Genomic DNA, 19,462 nt, shown 5'->3' with positions numbered 1-19,462 from the left:
CCGGGGCTTCCTCCTGCCCGATCGCACCGCCGGCCGGCTTCAGCGATGCGGCCGCATCATCCGCTTGAGCAGCGGGGCGGCGACCAGTGCGATCACGCCGCAGCCCAGGCCGATCCACATCATCAGCCAGAACAGATGCGCGTAGCGGGCCGAGGCCTCGACCAGGTCCATCGTCTGGCCCTGGGGCACGTCGATGGAGGCGAGCTTGCCGAACATGGCCGCCAGCATCTCCGAGAACGCGGTGGCCAGGAACCAGGTGCCCATCATCAGGCTGACCACGCGCGGCACGGCCAGCTGGGTGACCGCCGACAGGCCGACGGGGGAGAGGCACATCTCGCCCAGCTCCAGGACGAAGTACGCGGCCACGATCCACCACACGCTGGCCATCTGCCCGGTGCTGCCCACGTGCTGCGCGGCCAGCGCCAGGGGGATGAAGGAAGCGCCGGCCAGCAGCAGGCCCCAGGCCGACTTCACCGGCTTGGACGGGTCCAGCCCACGCCGGTCCAGCCAGGCCCACAGCGCGGCGAAGATCGGCGCCAGCAGGACCAGGAACAGGGCGCCGAGGTAGGTCAGCGAGCCGGCGGTCTGCGGCAGCACCAGGCAGTCGCGCACCAGCAGCACCACGATGATCGCCGCGGCGATGGCGAACACGGTGCGCGGCGCCTTGGACTGCGGATGCCGGTCCGACAGCGAGGCGGCGGCCACGAACGCGATCGGCGCCAGCAGCAGCGAGACGATCGACCACGGCAGCGGCGTGCCGTCGCGGATCACCAGCGCCGGCACGATGTCCTTGGTCAGCAGGCGGTCGTTGAAGGTCACCCACGAGCCGTAGGTCTGCTCGTAGAGGGTGAAGAACACCAGGGCCATGAAGATCAGCGCCATCAGCGCCAGCATCTGGCGGCGCTGCTCGGGCGTGCACTGGGTGGCCAGGAACCAGGCGAACCACAGCAGCACCCCGCCCAGCACTACCAGCATCAGCAGCTGGGCCAGGGTGACCTCGCCGCCGAGCGCGAACGCGCCGTTGGCCGTGGCCCACATCAGCCAGGCGATCGGCAGCACGCCGACGATGGCCAGCAGGTAGATCAGCCATTCGCGTGGCAGGCCGGCCACGCGCTCGCGCAGCGAGGCCGGGTTGGCCGGCTCGGCATGGCCGTGCAGGTACTTCTGGCCCCACAGGAACATCGCCAGCCCGGCCAGCATGCCGATGCCGGCCGCGCCGAAGCCGTAGCGCCAGCCGTAGGCCTCGCCCAGATAGCCGCACACCAGCGAGGCGAACAGCGAGCCCAGGTTGATGCCGGCATAGAACAGCGAGAAGCCCGAGTCCCGGCGCGGGTCGTCGTCCGCATAGAGCCTGCCGACGATGGTGGAGATGTTGGGCTTGAGGAAGCCCACGCCCATGATGATCAGCGCCAGCGACAGATAGGTGATGCGCAGGCTGCCCTCATCGCGCAGCACCTGGCCGCCGCTGACGGTGGCGGTGTGGCCCTCGAAGGCCATGCCGACGTGGCCGGCCACCAGCAGCAGGCCGCCGAAGATCACCGCCTTGCGCATGCCCAGCCAGCGGTCGGCGAGCAGGCCGCCGATCACCGGGACGCAGTACACCAGCCCGCCGTAGGCGCCCAGCAGGTCGTAGCCGGCGTCGTCGCCGAACAGGTGATGCTTGGTCAGGTACAGCAGCAGCAGCGCCTTCATGCCGTAGAAGGAGAAGCGCTCCCACATCTCGGTGAAGAAGCACACGTACACGCCCTTGGGATGGCCTAGGAAGTCCTCGCGGGCGGGCAGGGCGGCGGAGGTGGCGGACACGGGCGACCTTGCGGCAATGACAGGCGCGCGAGTATGCCAGTGCGCCGCCGGGACGGGGCCGGTGGCGCCCGACCGTGGCAATCGTCACTTGGCCCGGCTCGCCGGCTTGGAGTAGCGTTGCCGTTTTACGTCTTCCGCAGGGCCCCAAGACCATGCAGCAGCCCGTCGCCGCGCCGCGGCAGCTCACCTTCCGTGCCGTCGTGCTGGCCGTCGTGCTGGCCGTGGTGCTCTCCGCCGCCAACGCTTACCTGGGCCTGTTCGCCGGCCTGACCATCGCCACGGCCATCCCCGCGGCCGTGGTCTCGATGGGCGTGCTGCGCCTGCTCGGCGGCGGCACCATCCTGGAGAACAACATCGTCCAGACCGGCGCCTCGGCCGGTTCGTCGATCGCCGCCGGCGTCATCTTCACCATCCCCGCGCTGGTGATCATGGGCTACTGGCCGGAGTTCAAGTACTGGTGGGTGCTGGGCATCGCCGGCCTGGGCGGCCTGCTGGGCGTGCTGTTCTCGGTGCCGCTGCGCCGCTCGATGATCGTCGAGGAGCCGCTGCCCTTCCCCGAGGGCAAGGCCGCGGCCGAGGTGCTCAAGGCCGGCGAGAACCCCGGCCCGGGCCTGAAGATCCTGGCCGTGTCCGCGGCCATCGGCGCGTTCGTGAAGCTGGCCGCCGCCAGCGGCCTGCGGCTGATCCCCGACACATGGACCCAGTCGACCTACCTGGGCAGCGCCCGGGTCACCGCCTTCATCGGCACCAACCTGTCGCCGGCGCTGCTGGGCGTGGGCTACATCGTCGGCCTGAACGTGGGCATCGTGGTGGTGTCCGGCTCGATCCTGTCCTGGCACATCGCCATCCCGCTGTATCAGGCCTTCTTCGCCGGCTCCGATCCGGCGCTGGCGGCCAAGATCGCCGCGGCCTCCTCGGCCGACGCCGCCTATGCCATCTGGAGCGCCAAGATCCGCTACCTGGGCGTGGGCGCGATGCTGATCGGCGGCATCTGGACGCTGTTCTCGCTGCGCAAGTCGCTGCTGGGCGGGATCAAGTCCGGCTTCGCCGCCGCGCGCAAGGGCAGCGGCGGCGTGGCGCTGGCCGAGACCGAGCGCGACCTGCCGATGAAGTGGATGCTGGTGGCGCTGGTGGTGTTCACCCTGCCGCTGCTGGGGCTGTACCAGGCCATCGTCGGCGCGTGGCACGTGTCGATCCCGATGGCGATCATCATGGTCGTGGCCGGCTTCCTGTTCGTCTCGGTATCCGGCTATCTGGCCGGGCTGATCGGGTCGTCCAACAATCCGGTCTCGGGCATCACCATTTCCACCATCCTGTTCGCCTCGGCGGTGCTGGCCCTGCTGATGGGTTCCAGCGGCCTGACCCCGGTCGGCACGGGCGGCGCGCCGCTGGGCGCGGTGGCCGCGATCATGATCGGCGCGGTGGTGTGCTGCGCCGCGGCGGTCGGCGGCGACAACCTGCAGGACCTCAAGGCCGGCTATCTGGTCGGCGCCACGCCGTGGAAGCAGCAGCTGATGCTCGGTATCGGCGCCTTCTCCTGCGCGCTGATCATGGCGCCGGTGCTGAGCCTGCTCTCGCAGGCCTACGGCATCGGCGCGCCCACGCCCGAGCACCCCAACGCGCTGGCCGCGCCGCAGGCGAACCTGATGGCCTCGGTCGCGCGCGGGCTGTTCGGCGGCCAGCTGCCGTGGACCTTCATCGCGCTCGGCGCGGTGGTCGGCGCGCTGGTGATCGCCATCGACGAATGGCTCAAGAAGACCGGCAAGCGCTTCCGCGTGCCGGTGCTGGCCGCGGCCATCGGCATCTACCTGCCGCTGGAGCTGATGGTGCCGATCTTCCTCGGTGGCCTGATCGCGCACCTGGTCGAGCGCTTCCACAAGATGCGCGCCGACGACGAGGACGCGCGCGACCGCGTGCATCGCCCCGGCGTGCTGTTCGCCGCCGGCCTGATCACCGGCGAGGCGCTGATGGGCATCGCGATCGCGGTGCCGATCGTGCTCAGCAGCCGCGCCGACGTGCTGTCGGTCGGCCTGGACCTGGGCCAGTGGATCGGCCTGGCGGTGCTGGCGCTGGTCGGCTGGCTGCTGTATCGCACCGGCAAGAAGGGCGAGCAGGCGGCCTGAGCCATCCCGCTTCCGTGGGAGCAACAGTCTCCTCAAATCGCAGCGGCCTGCCTGTAGAGCGGAGCTTGCTCCGCTGCTTTTCGGCCGGATCATGGGGAAGCCCCAGCGGAGCAAGCTCCGCTCTACAGGTGGGAGCCGCCATGGCGGCTCCCACACCACACCACACCACCATCGCGCTTTCGCTTTGCGCCGCCGTGCCGCGGCGGCCTACCATCGGCCACTTTTTGAAGTTTTCGGAGTCCGCGCAATGACGCTTCGTCCCGCCTTGCTGTCCCTGGCCCTGATCGCCGCGCTGCCGGCCGCCGCCGCCGAGCGCGGTTTCGACGTGCACGACCTGGTCAAGCTGGATCGCGTGTCCTCGCCCACGCTCTCGCCCGATGGCGGGCGGTTGGTGTTCGCCAAGCGCGTGATGAATGCCGAGGCGACCAAGGCCAGCACCGCGCTGTACCAGCGCGATCTGCGCACGCGCGACCTGCGTCCGCCGAACCAGATCACGCCCGAGGGCTGGAACGTCAATTCGCCGGCGTTCTCGCCCGATGGCCAGACGCTGTACTTCCTGAGCGCCAAGTCCGGCAGCCAGCAGCTGTACGCCATCCCGGCCACCGGCGGTGAGCCGCGCCAGCTGACCGACTTCGCCGTGGACGTGGACGGCTACAAGCTCTCGCCCACCGGCGATCGCATCGTCTTCAGCGCCGGGGTCTTCCAGGACTGCGGCTCGGACCTGGCCTGCACCAAGGGCAAGCTCGAGGCGGCGGCCAAGTCCAAGGCGACCGGCAAGGTGTTCGACCAGCTGTTCGTGCGCCACTGGGACACCTGGAACGACGGTCGCCGCAACACCTTGTTCGTCGCGCCGCTGCCGGCGGCCGGTGCCAAGCCGGTGGTCGGGGCCTCGGCGATCAGCGCGACCATCGCCGGCGATGCGCCGTCCAAGCCGTTCGGCGGCATGGACGATATCGCCTGGTCGCCGGACGGCCGCTCGGTGGTGGCCAGCATCCGCGTGGCCGGGCGCGAGGAGCCGTGGTCGACCAACTTCGATCTCTACCAGCTCGACGCCGCCGGCCGCGCCGCGCCGAAGAACCTGACGGTGGCCAACAAGGCCTGGGACGCCGGCCCGGTGTTCAGCGCCGACGGCAAGACCCTGTACTACCGCGCGATGAAGCGCCCGGGCTTCGAGGCCGACCGCTTCGGCCTGATGGCGATGGACGTGAAGTCCGGCAAGACCCGTGAGATCGCCGCGGACTGGGATCGCTCGGCCGGCGAGATCGTGCTGACCGCCGATGGCAAGTCCATCTACACCAGCGCCGACGACCTGGGCCAGCACCCGCTGTTCAAGGTCGACATCGCCAGCGGGCGCGTGAGCCAGCTGGTGGGCGAGGGCAGCGTCGGCTCGGCCAGCGTGGCCGGCCCCACGCTGGCCTTCACCCGCAACTCGCTCAAGAGCGGCGACCAGATCTTCGTGGCCGATCTGGAAGGCCAGAATCCCCGCGCGATCACCCCCAGCGCCGGCGAGGTGCTGCCGGAAGTGAAGTTCGGCGACTACGAGCAGTTCACCTTCAAGGGCTGGAACAACGACACCGTGCACGGCTACGTGGTCAAGCCGTGGAACTACCAGGAGGGCAAGCAGTATCCGGTGGCCTTCCTGATCCATGGTGGCCCGCAGGGCAGCTTCGGCAACGGCTGGAGCTATCGCTGGAATCCGCAGACCTACGCTGGCCAGGGCTATGCGGTGGTCATGATCGACTTCCACGGCTCCACCGGCTACGGCCAGGCCTTCACCGACGCGATCAGCCAGCATTGGGGCGATCGCCCGCTGGAGGACCTGCAGAAGGGCTGGGCCGCCGCGCAGCAGCAGTACGCCTTCCTCAACGGCGACAAGGCCTGCGCGCTGGGCGCCAGCTACGGCGGCTACATGACCTACTGGATCGCCGGCACCTGGAACCAGCCCTGGAAGTGCCTGGTCGACCACGACGGCGTGTTCGACAACCGCATGATGGGCTACAGCACCGAGGAGCTGTGGTTCTCCGAATGGGAGAACGGCGGCACGCCGTGGGACAACCCGGAGAAGTACGAGAAGTTCAACCCGATCAACCACGTCGCCAACTGGCGTGTGCCGATCCTGGTGATCCACGGCCAGCAGGACTTCCGCATCCCGGTCGAGCAGGGCCTGGCGGCGTTCACCGCGGCCCAGCGTCGCGGCATCGAGTCCAAGTTCCTGTATTTCCCCGACGAGAACCACTGGGTGCTCAAGCCGCAGAACTCGATCCTGTGGCACGACACCGTCAACGCCTGGCTCAAGCAGCACATCGGCGAGTAAAGTCGACGCATGCGCAGTCGGAAAGGCCGCACGCCATCTGCGTATGCGGCCTTTTCTTTGCAGGCACCATCAGCAGCGGCATCCCTCACGAACCTGCCCCCGCAGGAGTTGTCCATGCCCACCGCAACGCATCGGTTCACCGTGGCCTTCGCCGGCCTCGAGCCGCTGCCCGCCACGCGCCTGAAGGTCGCCAGCGCCCTGCTGCTGGCCGACCTGCTCGACATCAGGCTGGTGCCCTGGACGGGCGCGCAGGTCGATCTGCTGGTGGCCGACGGCGGCGCGCCCGAGGGCGTCCAGGCGATCCGTGCGGCGTGGGCCGCGCGCCTGCCGGTGCTGACCTTCTCGCGCGAGGCCAGCGGCCGCCAGGGCGAGAGCGAGCTGCGCCCGGACGCCTCGGTGCGGCGCATCGCCGAGGCGCTCAAGGCCGGCCTGGCGGCCGGGCATGCGGGCCAGCCGGGCGTCAACCTGCGCTCGCTGCGCCTGATCGACTGCCTGCGCCTGGACCGGCGCGACCCGGGCGCGCGGCGGCTGCTGATGGAGCTGGGCCTGTTCCGTGTGGTGGTCGATCCGGCGCGCGGCCAGCTGCACATGCTGCGGCGCATGCCGCTGGACGAACTGCTCGACCACGTCGAAGACCCGCGCTGGCAGTCCACGGTGCTGGACGAGGCCGACTGGCAGCGCCTCTACCGCGACGATGTCACCACCAGCCACGCCATCGCCCCGCTGTGGTGGCGCCTGGCGGTGCGTCCGACGCTGGCCCTGCCGGTGCTGCCGCCGGCGCGTCTGCAGCTGGCCGCCTGGCCCACGCTGGATCTGGCTAACACGCCGCCGGACTGGCTCGCGGTGCTGGCCCGGCTGCGCGACGAGGACTACACCCTGGCCGAGCTGGTGATCCAGACCGGCGTGGCGCCGCACACGGTGCGGCGGGTGATGTCGGTCGTGCAGTTGAGCGGCCTGGCCCTGATCGATGCACAGCAGGAGCCGGCCACCCGTGCCCGCCGCGGCAATGTCGAAGCGCGCCAGCCGCGTGCGCTGCTGCGCCTGGTCCGCCGGCTGGGCAGGCGCCTGCTGGGACGCGGGCAGGCCTGAGCGGGCGAGGTGGGTTCGCTTCTCCTGGGAGACTCGTGTTCTGAGGCAGCCGCTGGTGGGGCCAGGCCAGGTGTCGGCCCACGCCAGGTCCGCCGCGCCGCGTGACTTGCGGCATGGGCGCGCGGGCTGCGGTGCGCGCTAGCGTGGGATGCACGCGGTGATTCCCGTTCGCCGCCGTCCGCGGAGGATGCGACATGAAGTCCGTCATCGGCTGTCTGCTGTGCACCACCCTGTGCCTCGCCGTCGCGCCCGCGCTCGCCCGCCCCCTGCCCAAGCCTGCGCAGATCGACGCGCAGGTCGCCACGCTGATGCAGCGCACCGGCGCCCAGGGCCTGGCCATCGCCATCATCGACCGCGGCCAGCCGGTCTATGTGCAGGCCTATGGCAAGCGCAACGCGCAGGGCGACCCGCTCACCGTCGACACGGTGATGTACGGCGCCTCGCTCACCAAGACGGTGTTCGCCTATACCGTGATGCGATGGGTGGGGCAGGAGCGCATCGCGCTGGATACCTCCATCGCCGACGACCTGCCGCAGCCGCTGCCGCAGTACACCGGCGAGGACCTGGTGACCCGCTATACCGACTGGAGCGCGCTGGACGAGCGCTGGCGCAAGCTCACGCCGCGCATCCTGCTGCAGCATGCCAGCGGATTCGCCAACTTCGGTTTCCTGGAGCCGGACGAGAAGCTGCATTTCCACTTCGATCCCGGCACGCGCTACGCGTATTCCGGCGACGGCCTGGCGACGCTGCAGTTCGTGCTCGAGCAGGGCCGCGGCCTGGATGTGGGGCAGGGCACCGATGCGGTGTTCGCCGAGCTCGGCATGACACGCACCGCGTTGAAATGGCGGCCGGACTTCGCCGGCAACCTGGCCGACGGCTGGGACGCGAACGGCAAGCCAGCGCCGCACGACGAGCGCTCGCGGGTGCGCGCGGCCGGCTCGATGGACACCACCATCCGCGATCTGGCCAGGTTCGCCGCTGCGCTGGTGGCCGGCCGCGGCATCGGCGCGCGCGAGCAGGCCGAGATGCTGCGCCCGCAGCGGCCGATCACCACCCGCAGCCAGTTCCCCACGCTGCAGCCGGAGCTGCCGCCGGCGCAGCGGCGCAAGGATCTTTCCGCCGGGCTGGGCGTGGTGACGTTCAACGGGCCGCAGGGTCCGGGCTTCTTCAAGGGCGGCCACAACGACACCACCGGCAACACGCTGGTCTGCCTGCGGCGGCAGCAGCGCTGCGTGCTGGTGCTGGGCAACGATGTGCGCGCGGAGAAGGGCTTTGCCGAGCTGGTGGAGTTCGTGCTCGGCAAGACCGGTGTGCCCTACGACTGGGAGTACGGCGCGTCCTGAGCGTCGCGCCCGGCGGCGGCGTCAAGGCAAGGTTTTACGTCGTCTCATCACCGCGGCAGCGGCGAGGGATGCGGACCCGGCGATGATCGTCGCCGCGAGCGCTCCTCAGGCCTGCAGTGCGCGCTGGTGCGGTTCGTGCTGCGCCGCCAGCTGCTGGGATTCCTGCTGGCGCAGCTGCGCGGCGCTGTCGCGTGCCGGCTCGGCGCTGGCCTGTGCCAGGTCCACCGCGCTGCGCCTTTGCGTCGGATCGGCCAGTCCGCCCTGGACCGCGAACACCGCCTCGCCCTGCCGGCCGGGCAGCACGTGGTCGATGCGCTGCAGGCCTTCGCGGCGGGCGTCGGCCGCCAGGCTGGCGGCGGTGTTGAGGAAGGCCTCGTCGTCCTGCAGCCCAAGGCGCTGACGCTGCGGCGCCAGGCCGCGCACCGCGTCGTCCAGCAGGCGGTTGGCGGTGGGCGCACTCGCGCCCTCGGCAGTACCGGCGCGCGCGCCGAGGCCGGCTTGATCCTGCGCCTGCATGACTGCGTCGATGTAGTGCAGATCCAACCGGTGCATGAGCATCCTGCCGGGGACCAGCCGCTCGAACACGCCCAGCGGCTCCGGATCGGGCAGGGTGATGCGGTGCCCCGGCGCGTCGGGCATGGCGTACTTGAGCGGGAAGCTGTCCTCCTGCAGATAGGTCAGCAGCTCGTTCTTGACGGCGTAGCTGCGGATCAGGCCTTCGGCCGCGTAGGCCTTGGCCTCCTTGGGATCCAGCCCTGCGCGCTCCAAGGTCTTGTTGTGCACGCCCGAGGCGTTGAAGGTCACCGCGGGCGTATCGGACGCCAGCGCCGCGGCCGCTGCAAGTCCGCCGCCCAGCGAATGCCCGGTGAGGATGAGGTCGTCGCCCAGCATGACCTTGGCCTTCTTGGCCAATTCGATCGACTGCCGGTACTGCGGGTCGTCGAAGCCCAGGCCCTGGCCGAGGTTGTGCTTCCAGTCCTTGCCCTCGTCGGTGCCCGCGAAGGCCAGGACCACGTGGCCCTGTGGATCGCGGTAGAACGAGGCGTCGAAGCCGCTCTTGGCGTTGTGCTGCAAGGCGGGGTCGATGCCCAGCGCGCGAAGATCGTCGTCGCCCATCCGCGCCCAGCCTCCGGGGAGCGTCGGCGCCGGCCCCGACACGCCGCGGCGCAGATCGGCCACGGCATAGTTGTCCTGGAGCAGGGTGGACAGGTCGCGGTCGATCGGCCGCGGCTGCATGCCCGACACCTGGGCCGCGAATCCATCGTTCTGCGGTGTGTTGCGATCATCCATTCGCCAATCCTTGCGTCTTGGTCGGGCCCACGGCCCGCGTCATCGGCGACGGGCCGCCGCCGACCGGTCTACTCGCGGGCGACCCCGTGCTGGGTCAGCCAGGCTTCGACGGCCGCGCGCTCCTGCTTGCCCTGCGCGTTGAGCAGCCGCTCCCGGGTCATGAAGAAGTAGCGCTGGAAGGTCACGCCCTGCGCGTTGACCGCGCGCGGGTCGACGCCGGCCTTGAGCAGGCGCAGCAGCGCCTTGCCGTTGTTCGCCGAGGCCGCTTCGTGCAGCAATGTGTTGCCCATGCTGTCCTTGCGATTCAGATCCACCCCGGCCTCGATCAGCATCTCCAGCTGCGGGGCGCGGCCGGACTGCACCGCGGAGAACACCGGCGTGCGGCCGCCGCGCGGGCTGACGATGTCCACCGGCGCCTTGTGCGCGATCAGCACGCGCAGGTACTCGGGCGGCTCGACCATGGCGGCCATGTGGGCGACGGTCTCCTGGTCCATGCCCAGCAGGCGCGCGTCGGCGCCGGACTCGAGCAGCGCCGCCAGCGCCTCGGGCTGTTCGGTCCAGATGGCCCATTCGAGGAGGGTGACGTTGTCCTCGCCGTGTGCGGCCAGGTCGGTCGAGCCGGCAAGCGCGCGGATGCGGGCGATGTCGCCGTGCTGGATGGCCTGTGCCATCGGCACGATCGCCGGATCGTGGAAGGGGATGCGGGAGCTGTCCTTCATCGTTGCTGACATGCCGGTCTTCTCCTTCGCGCCGACCGGTCCGGCGGCGCATGAAGCCATGAGCAAGGAAGTCGCGAGGGCCGCTAGGGCCGGGACGTGCCTGCGCATTGCGGGGTTCCTTTCCGTCTGCGGGTGCGTCGGCCCGCCCTCGTGCCGGGCCGCGTTCCGATACTAGCAAAGCGTTGCGTCACCCAGACGAGCATCGCGACCGTGCATCCGTCACGGCATCGAGAGACAGGGCGGGGGCTTCAAGTCCTCTCTGGCCTGGCACGGGCGACGTCGCGGCGGTCTGCCGTGGCCGCGCTGCCGGAACAGACGGCAATGACGCCTGCGCGCCGCCAGGGCGAGGGCCGTGCCTCGTATCAGCCGCGGGGCAGCGGCGCCAGATGCGGCGTCAGCAGGCTGGCCAGCCAGTCCATGAAGACCCGCACCCGTCGCGGCAGATGTCTGCGCCGGGCGTAGAGCAGGGTCAGCGGCATCGGTTCGGCCACCAGCTGCGGCACCACTTCGACCAGCTCGCCGCGTGCCAGTGCGTCGCGAACGCTCAGCAGCGGCACCTGGATGATGCCCAGGCCGGCCAATGCGGCGACGTGGTAGGCCTCGACGTTGTTAACCGTGACCGCGCCGCCCATCGGCAGCAGGCGGTAGGCCTCGCCGTCGAAGTACTCGAAGCCCGACGGGCGCTGGCCGAGCACGCTGGCGTAGTGCACCAGCTCGTGCGTGGCCAGGTCCTCCAGCCCGTGCGGCGTGCCGCGACGGGCGAGGTAGGCGGGGCTGGCGCAGTTGACGATGTGCATCACGCCCAGCGGCCGCGCGACCAGGGTGCTGTCCTGCGGGGTGCCGCCGCGCAGCACGCAGTCGAAGCCCTCGCGGACCACGTCCACCAGCCGGTCGGTGGCGCTGAGCTCGATCTCCAGCTGCGGATGCTCGGCCAGGAACGCCGGAAGCTGCGGCAGCACCAGCAGGCGCGCCATGCCGCTGCTCATGTCCACGCGCAGTCGGCCGCGCAGCTGCCGGCCCTCGGTGAGGAACATGCCCTGCAGTTCCTCCAGGTCGGCCAGCACGTCGCGGCTGCGCTGGTAGAACGCGCGGCCATCGGCGGTGGGCTGCACGCGCCGGGTGGTGCGGTGGAGCAGCTGCGTGCCCAGGCGCGCCTCCAACTGCTGTACGGCGGTGGACACGCTGGCCTTGGGCAGGCCGAGCGATTCGGCGGCGCGGGTGAACCCGCCCAGCTCGACTACGCGCTGGAAGGTCCGCAGGGATTGGGCGAACTCCATGATTGTTCACCGATGTTGAACAGTAATGCCAGATTCGAGTGATTTATCGATTGCGTCAATCCCAATAAGGTGCGCGACATCGGCGCACTCCGCGCCTGCCAGGAGCCTTCCCATGAGCACGTCCCCCCGCATCACCCTGATCACCGGCGCCAACCGTGGCCTGGGCCGCAACGGCGCGCTGGCGGTGGCCAAGGCCGGCAGCGATGTGATCCTGACCTACCGCAGCCATGCCGACGAAGCCCAGGCGGTGGTCGCGCAGATCCAGGCGCTGGGCCGCCGCGCCGCCGCGCTGCAGTTCGACGTGGCCGACGCCGCGGCGCTGCCCGGCTTCGTAGAGGCGCTGCGCGCGCAGCTTGGCCAGTGGCAGGCCACGAAGTTGCATGCGCTGGTGAACAACGCGGGCACCGCGCTGTACGCGCCGATCGCCGAGACCACGCCGGCGCAGTTCGAGGAGATGGTCGCCGTGCATCTGCGCGGGCCGTACTTCCTGACCCAGGCGCTGCTGCCGCTGATCGCCGATGGGGGGCGCATCCTCAACGTCTCCAGCGGCCTGGCGCGGTTCGCGCTGCCGGGCAGTTCGGCCTACGCGATGATGAAGGGCGGCATCGAGGTGTTCACCCGGTATCTGGCCAAGGAGTTGGGCGCGCGCGGCATCAGCGTCAACACGCTGGCGCCTGGTGCCATCGAGACGGACTTCGGCGGTGGCCGCGTGCGCGACGATGCGCAGGTCAACGCGATGGTGTCCTCGGTCACCGCGTTCGGCCGCCCGGGCAAGGCCGACGACATCGGCCCGGTCATCGCCATGCTGCTCGACCCGGCCACGCAGTGGATCAACGCCCAGCGCGTGGAGGCCTCGGGCGGCATGCTGGTCTGAGCTTGCAGCCTCGCCCAGAGGTGCGGGCAAAGGAAGGGTTCTCGCTGAAGTGCGGAGCCGGGAGCGCCACTTCGCAGTCCAGCCTCGACCCGGCCGGGTCGAGGCTCCGCGGCGGATCAATCCGGACTTCTTTTGACTTTCCACCCCGAGGTCTCCGGACGTGACGCGCGCTGCAGCGGTCCTGCGGGCGGTGGCCGCGACGAGCAAGGCAGGACGCCGAGCGCCCGAATCAGGGCAGGATGCCCTGATTGAGGGATAAGCGGTCACCGCCCGCCGGACCGCTGCCCTTCCGAAGCCACAATCCACACTGCGCCAAGATACCTGCGTCGAGAGAAGAGCCAAAAAGAAAGGGCGGCCGTGAGGCCGCCCTTTCCAGTTCAGCAGCAGCGGAAGCCGCGCCCTCCGCCGAAGCGCGCTTCCTGGCGCTCGCGGAAGAAGGTCTTGTAGTCCATCGGCGTGCGGTCCGGGTGCTTCTCCAGCACGTGGCGCACGTAGTTGTCGTAGTCGGGGATGCCGCAGCACAGCCGCGCGGTCTGCACCAGGCGCCGCCACACGCGGCGGTGCACCTGGTACTGACCGACGGGAACCAGCGCGGTGCCCATCACAGGTCCGCCATCTGGGCCGGCGTCAGCGCCACGTACTCGGTCTCACGATCGCTGCGCTGCGGGTTGCGGCGCGCAACCAAGATCGCCTTGATCGAATACACCAGCACCATCGCCACCACCAGCAGGAACAGCGTGGTCAGCGCCGTGTTGACGTAGGCGTTGACCACCACCTTGTGCATCTCGGCCATCGACTTGGCCGGCGCCAGCACCTCACCGCGGCCGATCGCATCCTGGAACTTGTGCGCCTGCGCCAGGAAGCCCTGGCCCGGGTTGCTGTCGAACAGCTTGATCAGCCCGGCCGTGGTGGTGCACGCCAGCAGCCACAGCGCCGGGATGCCGCAGACCCAGGCATAGCGGTCGCGCTTGAGCTTGAACAGCACCACCGTGCCGAGCAGCAGCGCGATGCCGGCCAGCATCTGGTTGGAGATGCCGAACAGCGGCCACAGCGTCTTGATGCCGCCGAACGGATCGGTCACGCCCGAATGCAGCAGATAGCCCCACAGCGCCACGCAGCCGGCGGTGGCGATGATGTTGGCGGTCCACGACTCGGTGCGCTTCATCGCCGGGACGAAGTTGCCGATCAGGTCCTGCAGCATGAAGCGGCCCGAGCGCGTGCCCGCGTCGACCGCGGTCAGGATGAACAACGCCTCGAACAGGATCGCGAAGTGGTACCAGAAGCCCATCGAGTCGCCGGTGGGCAGCACCGCGTGCAGGATCTGGGCGATGCCCACCGCCAGCGTCGGCGCGCCGCCGGCGCGGTTGAGGATGGTGCTCTCGCCGATGTCCTTGGCCGTGGCGGTGAGCACGTCGGGGGTGATGACGAAGCCCATCTCGCTGACCTTGGCGGCCACGGCCACCACGTCGGTGCCGACCACGGCCGGCGGCGCGTTCATGGCGAAGTACACGCCCGGGTCGATGATGCAGGCCGCCACCAGCGCCATGATCGCCACGAAGGACTCCATCAGCATGCCGCCGTAGCCGATGTAGGGCATGTGCGCCTCATTGGCCAGCAGCTTGGGCGTGGTGCCCGAGGAGATCAACGCATGGAAGCCCGACACCGCGCCGCAGGCGATGGTGATGAACAGGAACGGGAACAGCCCGCCGGTCCAGACCGGGCCCTTGCCGGTGTGCGCGTACTCGGTCAGCGCCGGCATCTTCAGGTCGGGCATCACGATCAGGATGCCGATGGCCAGGGCGATGATGGTGCCGATCTTGAGGAAGGTGGACAGGTAGTCGCGCGGGGCCAGCAGCAGCCACACCGGCAGCACCGAGGCGACGAAGCCGTAGCCGATCATCATCCAGGTGATCTGCACCTTGGTGAAGGTCAGCGCCGGGCCCCAGCTCGGGTCGGCGGCGACCTTGCCGCCCAGCCAGATCGCCGCCAGCAGCAGCACCAGGCCGACCACCGAGATCTCGCCGATCTTGCCCGGCCGGATGTAGCGCATGTACAGGCCCATCAGGATCGCGATGGGCATGGTGGCGAACACGGTGAAGGTGCCCCACGGGCTCTCGGCCAGGGCGTTGACCACCACCATGGCCAGCACGCCCAGGATGATGATCATGATCAGGAAGGCGCCGAACAGGGCGATGGTGCCGGGAATCTGGCCCATCTCCTCGCGCACCAGATCACCCAGCGAACGTGCGTCGCGCCGGCTGGAAATGAACAGCACCATGAAGTCCTGCACCGCGCCGGCGAAGACCACGCCCAGCACCAGCCACAGCAGGCCGGGCAGGTAGCCCATCTGCGCGGCCAGCACCGGGCCGACCAGCGGGCCGGCGCCGGCGATGGCGGCGAAGTGGTGGCCGAACAGCACATGCTTGTTGGTCGGCACGTAGTCCAGACCATCGTTGCGCAGCACCGCCGGCGTAGCCCGCGTGGGATCCAGCCGCATCACCTTGTTGGCGATGAACAACGCGTAGTAGCGGTAGGCGACCAGATACAGCGAGACGGCCGCCACCACGATCCACAACGCGTTGACGGTTTCCCCGCGCCGCAGCGCCACCGTCCCCAGACAGAACGCGCCCAGGAGCGCGAGCAGCGCCCAGGCGACCTTGGATAGCCCCTTCATGAAATGTCCCCGGCTGTAATGTGGCAGACAGGGTTCAACAAGCCCCGGCGGGGGTCAATCATCCATTGTGCTGGTGACGGCTCCTACTTTGGTCTAGTAGCCGCCCGCGCGGCGGCGCCGCTCAGAGCCAGCGCGCCCGCTTGAACAGCACGTACAGCACGCCGCATGTCACCGCGACCGCGCCGATCAGCACCCAGTAGCCGAAGCGCGCGTGCAGCTCGGGCATGCCTTCGAAGTTCATGCCGTACCAGCTGGTCATCAGGGTCGGGGCCGCCAGCAGCGCGGCCCAGGCGCCCAGCCGCTTGACCGTCTCGCCCTGGCCCAGGGTCACCAGCGACAGGTTGACGCTGAGCGCGGTGCCGAGCATCTCGCGCAGGGTGTCGATGCCGTCGTTGACGCGCAGCGCGTGGTCGTGGACATCGCGCATGTACAGGCGGATCTCCTCGGGCACCAGCGGGTTCTGGGTGCGCACCAACTGGGCCAGGACGTCCTGCAGCGGCCCGACCGCCACGCGCATCAGGGTCAGTTCGCGCTTGAGGTCGTACAGCCGGCGCACCACCGCGCCGCGGTAGGTCTCGGAGAAGATGTCGCGTTCCAGGGTGAACAGCGTGCCGCGCGACTCCTCGATGATCGGCAGGTAGTTGTCGACGATGAAGTCCAGCACGGTGTACAGGCAGTAGGCCGGGCCGAGCTTGAGCAACTCCGGCTCGCGCTCGATGCGCTGGCGCGCCGGGGTGTAGGACAGCGAGGCGCCGTGGCGCACGGTGATCAGATAGCGCTGGCCGAGGAAGGCCTGGGTCTCGCCGTAGCGGATGCGTTCGTCGATGACCTGCACGGTGTGCATGGCCATGAACAGCGAGTGGCCGTAGGTCTCCAGCTTGGGCCGCTGGTGCGCCTTGCCGGCGTCCTCGACGGCCAGCGGGTGCAGGCAGAACTCCTCCTGCAGCTTCAGCAGGACGTGTTCCTCGGGCTCGTACAGGCCGACCCAGACGAACGAGCCGTCGTCGCGGGCCAGCACGTCGCTGATCTCGTCCAGGGTCAGGTTGGTGCGCGTGCCTTGCCGGTCGTAGGCGGCGCAGGTGATCACACAGGCCGGGTTGCCAGGGGCCGAAGGCGGTTGCGGGACGGGGGGCAGGGAGTCGGTATGCGGGAGCAGGGTCATGCGCGGCATCCTGCGCCCGGGCGGCTGAAGGCGGCAACACGATCCGCCGCGGGCATGACCACCGGCACATCCACTAGTCCCAAGTTCACACTAGTGTTGTGTTCAACCTAGTGCCCGCACGCCGCGTCCATGGTCGATGTCGACAGCCAACTGAAGAAGTTCCAGAAGGAGCTCAGCGCCGGCACCGTCTCGCTCGCGCTGCTGGCGGTGCTGGCCCAGGCCGAGGAGCCGCTGTACGGCTATCTGATCGCCAAGCGCATGGAGCAGCTGGGCCAGGGCGTGCTGGCCGGCAAGCAGAGCGCGCTGTATCCGGTGCTGCGCAATCTGGAGGCCGCCGGCCTGCTGGAGAGCGAGGTCGAGCCGTCGGCGTCCGGCCCGCCGCGCCGCTACTACCGCATCACCGCCGCGGGCCGACAGGTCCTGGCGCAATGGGCCGCCGCCTGGCGCGCCACCCGAGATTCCGTTGATCTTGTCCTCAAGGGGACCACCGCATGAACGCACAAGGTTTGCCCACCACCATCCCCGAGTACCTGGACCAGCTGCGTGCGGCACTGAAGGGCGCCGACCCGGCCATGATCCAGGACGCGCTCTACGACGCCGAGGAGTATCTGCGCGCCGAGCTGGCCGAGCAGCCCGGCAGGAGCGAGGCCGAGGTGATCGCCTCGGTCGCCGGCAGCTACGGCGCGCCGGAGGAGGTGGCCGACATCTATCGCCAGACCGAGGTCACGGTGAGCCGCGCGCTGCGCCCGCCGCCGCCGCCGCCGCGTCGCTCCTGGCTGGGGCGCTTCTTCGGCGTGGCCGCCGATCCGCGCACCTACGGCGCGCTGTTCTACATGCTGCTGTCGATGGCCACCGGCGTCTTCTACTTCAGCTGGGTGGTGACCGGCGCCAGCCTGTCGGTCGGTCTGCTGATCCTGATCATCGGCATCCCGATCCTGCTGCTGTTCCTGATGTCGGTGCGCCTGCTGTCGCTGGTCGAGGGACGCATCGTCGAAGTCCTGCTCGGCGTGCGCATGCCGCGGCGCCCGCTCTATACCCAGCGCGACAAGTCCTGGTTCAAGCGTCTGGGGGAGTTGTTCACCGATGCGGGCACCTGGACGGCGATGCTCTACCTGCTGTTGATGCTGCCGCTGGGCATCGCCTACTTCACGCTGATCGTCGCGCTGGGGTCCACCGCGTTCGCCTGCCTGCTCTCGCCGCTGAGCCTGCTGAGCGGCAGCCAGTACGTGGTCTGGGCGAACGGCGAGACCGTGCTGGACACCGGCCCGTGGATCGTGATCGTCGTGTCGGTGGCCGGATTCCTGCTGCTGTTCCTGACCCTGCATCTGGCGCGCTGGATCGGGCGTTTCCACGGCTGGCTCGCCAAGCACCTGCTGGTGCGCACGCCGGTGGTGTGAGAGACGACGAGTGAGCGAAGCGAGGAGTGAGTGGAGAGGCGGTGCTTTTGCTCACTCCTCACTCCTCTCCACTCACTTCTGCCTCAGTTGTACTTGGCGATGAAGGCCTTGACGTCGGGATAGACCGACTCGCGCCAGCGGCGGCCGCTGAAGATGCCGTAATGGCCGGCGCCTTCGACGGTGATGTGCTTGCGCCTGGCCTTGGGAATGCCGGTGCACAGTCCGTGCGCGGCCTTGGTCTGGCCGAGGCCGGCGATGTCGTCCAGTTCGCCCTCGATGCTCAGCAGCGCGGTGCCGGTGATCGCCGACGGATCGACCTTGACGCCGTCGATCGTCCACAGCCCGCGCGGCAGCAGGAACTCCTGGAAGACCACGCGGATGGTGTCCAGGTAGAACTCGGCCGGCATGTCCAGCACCGCGTTGTATTCGTCGTAGAAGCGGCGGTGGGCGTCGGCGTCTTCCAGGTCGCCCTTGACCAGGTCGGCGTAGAAGTCCCAGTGCGACTGGAAGTGGCGGCTGGGATTCATGGCGATGAAGCCGGCGTGCTGCAGGAAGCCCGGATAGACCGCGCGGCCGTGGCCGGGGTAGTTCACCGGCACGGTATGGATGACGTTGTGCTCGAACCAGGACAGCGGGTTGCGCGTGGCCAGGTCGTTGACCTGGGTCGGGCTGACGCGCGCGTCGATCGGCCCGCCCATCATCACCAGCGAGCGCGGCGTGGTCTCGCCCGCGCTGGCCATCAGCGACACCGCGGCCAGCACCGGCACCGTGGGCTGGCACACGCTCATCACGTGCAGCTTGTCGGCGCCGATATGGCGGATGAATTCCTGGATGTAGGCGACATAGTCCTCCAGGCCGAAACCGCCTTGCTCGGCCGGCACCAGGCGCGCGTCGATCCATTCGGTCACATAGACCTTGTGGTCGCGCAGCAGGGTGCGCACGGTGTCGCGCAGCAGCGTGGCGTGGTGGCCGGACAGGGGCGCGACCACCAGCACGGCGGGCTGGGCCTTGAGCCCGGCGATCACCGCCTGATCGTCGGTGAAGCGCTTGAAGCGCAGCAGCCGGCAGAACGGCTTGGCGATGATCTCCTGCTCGATCACCGGCAGGGTGTGGCCATCGACCTCGACCTCGCCGATGTCCCAGTCGGGCTTCTCGTAATCCTTGCCCAGCCGATGCATCAGCTCGTTGTAGGCCGAGATGCGCTCGGCGCCCGGCAGGGCCGAGAGCCAGCTGTTGGGATCGGAAAAAATGCGCGAGCTGGCGTCGGCCAGGTGGACCCATGGGGCCATCCACTGACGGCCCATTTCATGCCACTGGTAAAGCATCATAGGAACAAAACCGTGCTGGATCAGGCGGTTGCCGCGGCGCAGGATAGCCCAACGGCGGGCGCGCCACAT

At 69.4% G+C, this 19,462-nt stretch carries 14 protein-coding genes and 2 pseudogenes; 8 read left to right on the top strand and 8 right to left on the bottom strand.

Annotated features, from left to right (window positions below):
- Positions 1-39: 39 nt before the first annotated feature.
- Positions 40-1,803: a peptide MFS transporter gene (locus EAT51_RS14985; protein ID WP_130521075.1), complete on the bottom strand. Its 1,764-nt coding sequence runs from the start codon at positions 1,801-1,803 to the stop codon at positions 40-42.
- 152 nt (positions 1,804-1,955) lie between these two features.
- On the opposite strand from EAT51_RS14985, the gene EAT51_RS14980 reads away from it, so the two are divergent.
- From EAT51_RS14980 to EAT51_RS14965, 4 genes are all read left to right on the top strand, one after another.
- Positions 1,956-3,926 (top strand): OPT family oligopeptide transporter, encoded by a 1,971-nt coding sequence (locus EAT51_RS14980; RefSeq protein WP_130521074.1) that lies wholly within the window; start codon positions 1,956-1,958, stop codon positions 3,924-3,926.
- A gap of 247 nt (positions 3,927-4,173) precedes the next feature.
- Positions 4,174-6,240, top strand: coding sequence for an alpha/beta hydrolase family protein (locus EAT51_RS14975; protein ID WP_130521072.1), 2,067 nt, complete (start codon positions 4,174-4,176; stop codon positions 6,238-6,240).
- A gap of 114 nt (positions 6,241-6,354) precedes the next feature.
- Positions 6,355-7,329, top strand: coding sequence for a hypothetical protein (locus EAT51_RS14970; RefSeq protein WP_130521070.1), 975 nt, complete (start codon positions 6,355-6,357; stop codon positions 7,327-7,329).
- Between the two features lie 194 nt (positions 7,330-7,523).
- Positions 7,524-8,672 (top strand): serine hydrolase domain-containing protein, encoded by a 1,149-nt coding sequence (locus EAT51_RS14965; protein ID WP_130521068.1) that lies wholly within the window; start codon positions 7,524-7,526, stop codon positions 8,670-8,672.
- A gap of 105 nt (positions 8,673-8,777) precedes the next feature.
- Here EAT51_RS14965 and EAT51_RS14960 read toward each other — a convergent pair whose 3' ends face one another.
- From EAT51_RS14960 to EAT51_RS14950, 3 genes are all read right to left on the bottom strand, one after another.
- The gene (locus tag EAT51_RS14960) at positions 8,778-9,962 is read right to left on the bottom strand and encodes a Tle-like phospholipase domain-containing protein (RefSeq protein WP_130521066.1); all 1,185 of its coding nucleotides are present in this window, start codon (positions 9,960-9,962) and stop codon (positions 8,778-8,780) included.
- A 68-nt stretch (positions 9,963-10,030) separates the two neighbouring features.
- Complete coding sequence (locus EAT51_RS14955; protein ID WP_130521064.1) at positions 10,031-10,789, bottom strand: ankyrin repeat domain-containing protein; 759 nt, start codon at positions 10,787-10,789, stop codon at positions 10,031-10,033.
- A 254-nt stretch (positions 10,790-11,043) separates the two neighbouring features.
- On the bottom strand, positions 11,044-11,958 hold the full coding sequence (locus EAT51_RS14950; protein WP_130521062.1) for a LysR family transcriptional regulator: 915 nt from the start codon (positions 11,956-11,958) through the stop codon (positions 11,044-11,046).
- A gap of 112 nt (positions 11,959-12,070) precedes the next feature.
- Between EAT51_RS14950 and EAT51_RS14945 the strand changes: the two genes are divergently transcribed.
- Positions 12,071-12,832, top strand: coding sequence for an SDR family NAD(P)-dependent oxidoreductase (locus EAT51_RS14945; RefSeq protein WP_130521060.1), 762 nt, complete (start codon positions 12,071-12,073; stop codon positions 12,830-12,832).
- A gap of 377 nt (positions 12,833-13,209) precedes the next feature.
- Here EAT51_RS14945 and EAT51_RS14940 read toward each other — a convergent pair whose 3' ends face one another.
- From EAT51_RS14940 to EAT51_RS14930, 3 genes are all read right to left on the bottom strand, one after another.
- Positions 13,210-13,434 (bottom strand): YbdD/YjiX family protein, encoded by a 225-nt coding sequence (locus EAT51_RS14940; RefSeq protein ID WP_130521058.1) that lies wholly within the window; start codon positions 13,432-13,434, stop codon positions 13,210-13,212.
- On the bottom strand, positions 13,434-15,506 hold the full coding sequence (locus EAT51_RS14935) for a carbon starvation CstA family protein (RefSeq protein WP_130521056.1): 2,073 nt from the start codon (positions 15,504-15,506) through the stop codon (positions 13,434-13,436). The genes EAT51_RS14940 and EAT51_RS14935 overlap by 1 nt, the downstream gene beginning before the upstream one ends.
- Positions 15,507-15,627: 121 nt before the next feature.
- A complete protein-coding gene (locus tag EAT51_RS14930) occupies positions 15,628-16,668 on the bottom strand; it encodes a magnesium and cobalt transport protein CorA (RefSeq protein ID WP_228257952.1) in 1,041 nt (346 codons plus the stop codon).
- 129 nt (positions 16,669-16,797) lie between these two features.
- Here EAT51_RS14930 and EAT51_RS14925 point away from each other — a divergent pair, with 129 nt between their 5' ends.
- The 3 genes and pseudogenes from EAT51_RS14925 to EAT51_RS20920 form a co-directional block, all read left to right on the top strand.
- Complete coding sequence (locus EAT51_RS14925) at positions 16,798-17,163, top strand: PadR family transcriptional regulator (RefSeq protein ID WP_130521052.1); 366 nt, start codon at positions 16,798-16,800, stop codon at positions 17,161-17,163.
- Positions 17,160-17,984 (top strand): annotated as a pseudogene (locus EAT51_RS14920) (sensor domain-containing protein); the annotation flags it as partial. The gene EAT51_RS14925 and the pseudogene EAT51_RS14920, both read left to right, overlap by 4 nt.
- Positions 17,961-18,065 (top strand): annotated as a pseudogene (locus EAT51_RS20920) (sensor domain-containing protein); the annotation flags it as partial. The pseudogenes EAT51_RS14920 and EAT51_RS20920, both read left to right, overlap by 24 nt.
- An 83-nt stretch (positions 18,066-18,148) precedes the next feature.
- On the opposite strand, the gene EAT51_RS14915 reads toward EAT51_RS20920, so the two are convergent.
- Positions 18,149-19,390: a polyhydroxyalkanoate depolymerase gene (locus EAT51_RS14915; protein ID WP_130535915.1), complete on the bottom strand. Its 1,242-nt coding sequence runs from the start codon at positions 19,388-19,390 to the stop codon at positions 18,149-18,151.
- Positions 19,391-19,462: the final 72 nt, after the last annotated feature.

Source organism: Pseudoxanthomonas winnipegensis (assembly GCF_004283755.1).
GTDB lineage: Bacteria > Pseudomonadota > Gammaproteobacteria > Xanthomonadales > Xanthomonadaceae > Pseudoxanthomonas_A > Pseudoxanthomonas_A winnipegensis.
Note: the sequence above shows the minus strand (reverse complement) of the source record. Positions and strands in the feature narration are given on the sequence as shown.

What these genes read in the sequence shown, in the direction of transcription:
- EAT51_RS14970 (WP_130521070.1), top strand. Translation starts at nt 6,355, where the DNA reads ATGCCCACCGCAACGCATCGGTTCACCGTGGCCTTCGCCGGCCTCGAG.
- EAT51_RS14980 (WP_130521074.1), top strand. Translation starts at nt 1,956, where the DNA reads ATGCAGCAGCCCGTCGCCGCGCCGCGGCAGCTCACCTTCCGTGCCGTC.
- EAT51_RS14940 (WP_130521058.1), bottom strand. Translation starts at nt 13,434, where the DNA reads ATGGGCACCGCGCTGGTTCCCGTCGGTCAGTACCAGGTGCACCGCCGC.
- EAT51_RS14925 (WP_130521052.1), top strand. Translation starts at nt 16,798, where the DNA reads ATGGTCGATGTCGACAGCCAACTGAAGAAGTTCCAGAAGGAGCTCAGC.
- EAT51_RS14950 (WP_130521062.1), bottom strand. Translation starts at nt 11,958, where the DNA reads ATGGAGTTCGCCCAATCCCTGCGGACCTTCCAGCGCGTAGTCGAGCTG.
- EAT51_RS14960 (WP_130521066.1), bottom strand. Translation starts at nt 9,962, where the DNA reads ATGGATGATCGCAACACACCGCAGAACGATGGATTCGCGGCCCAGGTG.
- EAT51_RS14975 (WP_130521072.1), top strand. Translation starts at nt 4,174, where the DNA reads ATGACGCTTCGTCCCGCCTTGCTGTCCCTGGCCCTGATCGCCGCGCTG.
- EAT51_RS14935 (WP_130521056.1), bottom strand. Translation starts at nt 15,506, where the DNA reads ATGAAGGGGCTATCCAAGGTCGCCTGGGCGCTGCTCGCGCTCCTGGGC.
- EAT51_RS14965 (WP_130521068.1), top strand. Translation starts at nt 7,524, where the DNA reads ATGAAGTCCGTCATCGGCTGTCTGCTGTGCACCACCCTGTGCCTCGCC.
- EAT51_RS14915 (WP_130535915.1), bottom strand. Translation starts at nt 19,390, where the DNA reads ATGCTTTACCAGTGGCATGAAATGGGCCGTCAGTGGATGGCCCCATGG.
- EAT51_RS14955 (WP_130521064.1), bottom strand. Translation starts at nt 10,789, where the DNA reads ATGCGCAGGCACGTCCCGGCCCTAGCGGCCCTCGCGACTTCCTTGCTC.
- EAT51_RS14930 (WP_228257952.1), bottom strand. Translation starts at nt 16,668, where the DNA reads ATGACCCTGCTCCCGCATACCGACTCCCTGCCCCCCGTCCCGCAACCG.
- EAT51_RS14945 (WP_130521060.1), top strand. Translation starts at nt 12,071, where the DNA reads ATGAGCACGTCCCCCCGCATCACCCTGATCACCGGCGCCAACCGTGGC.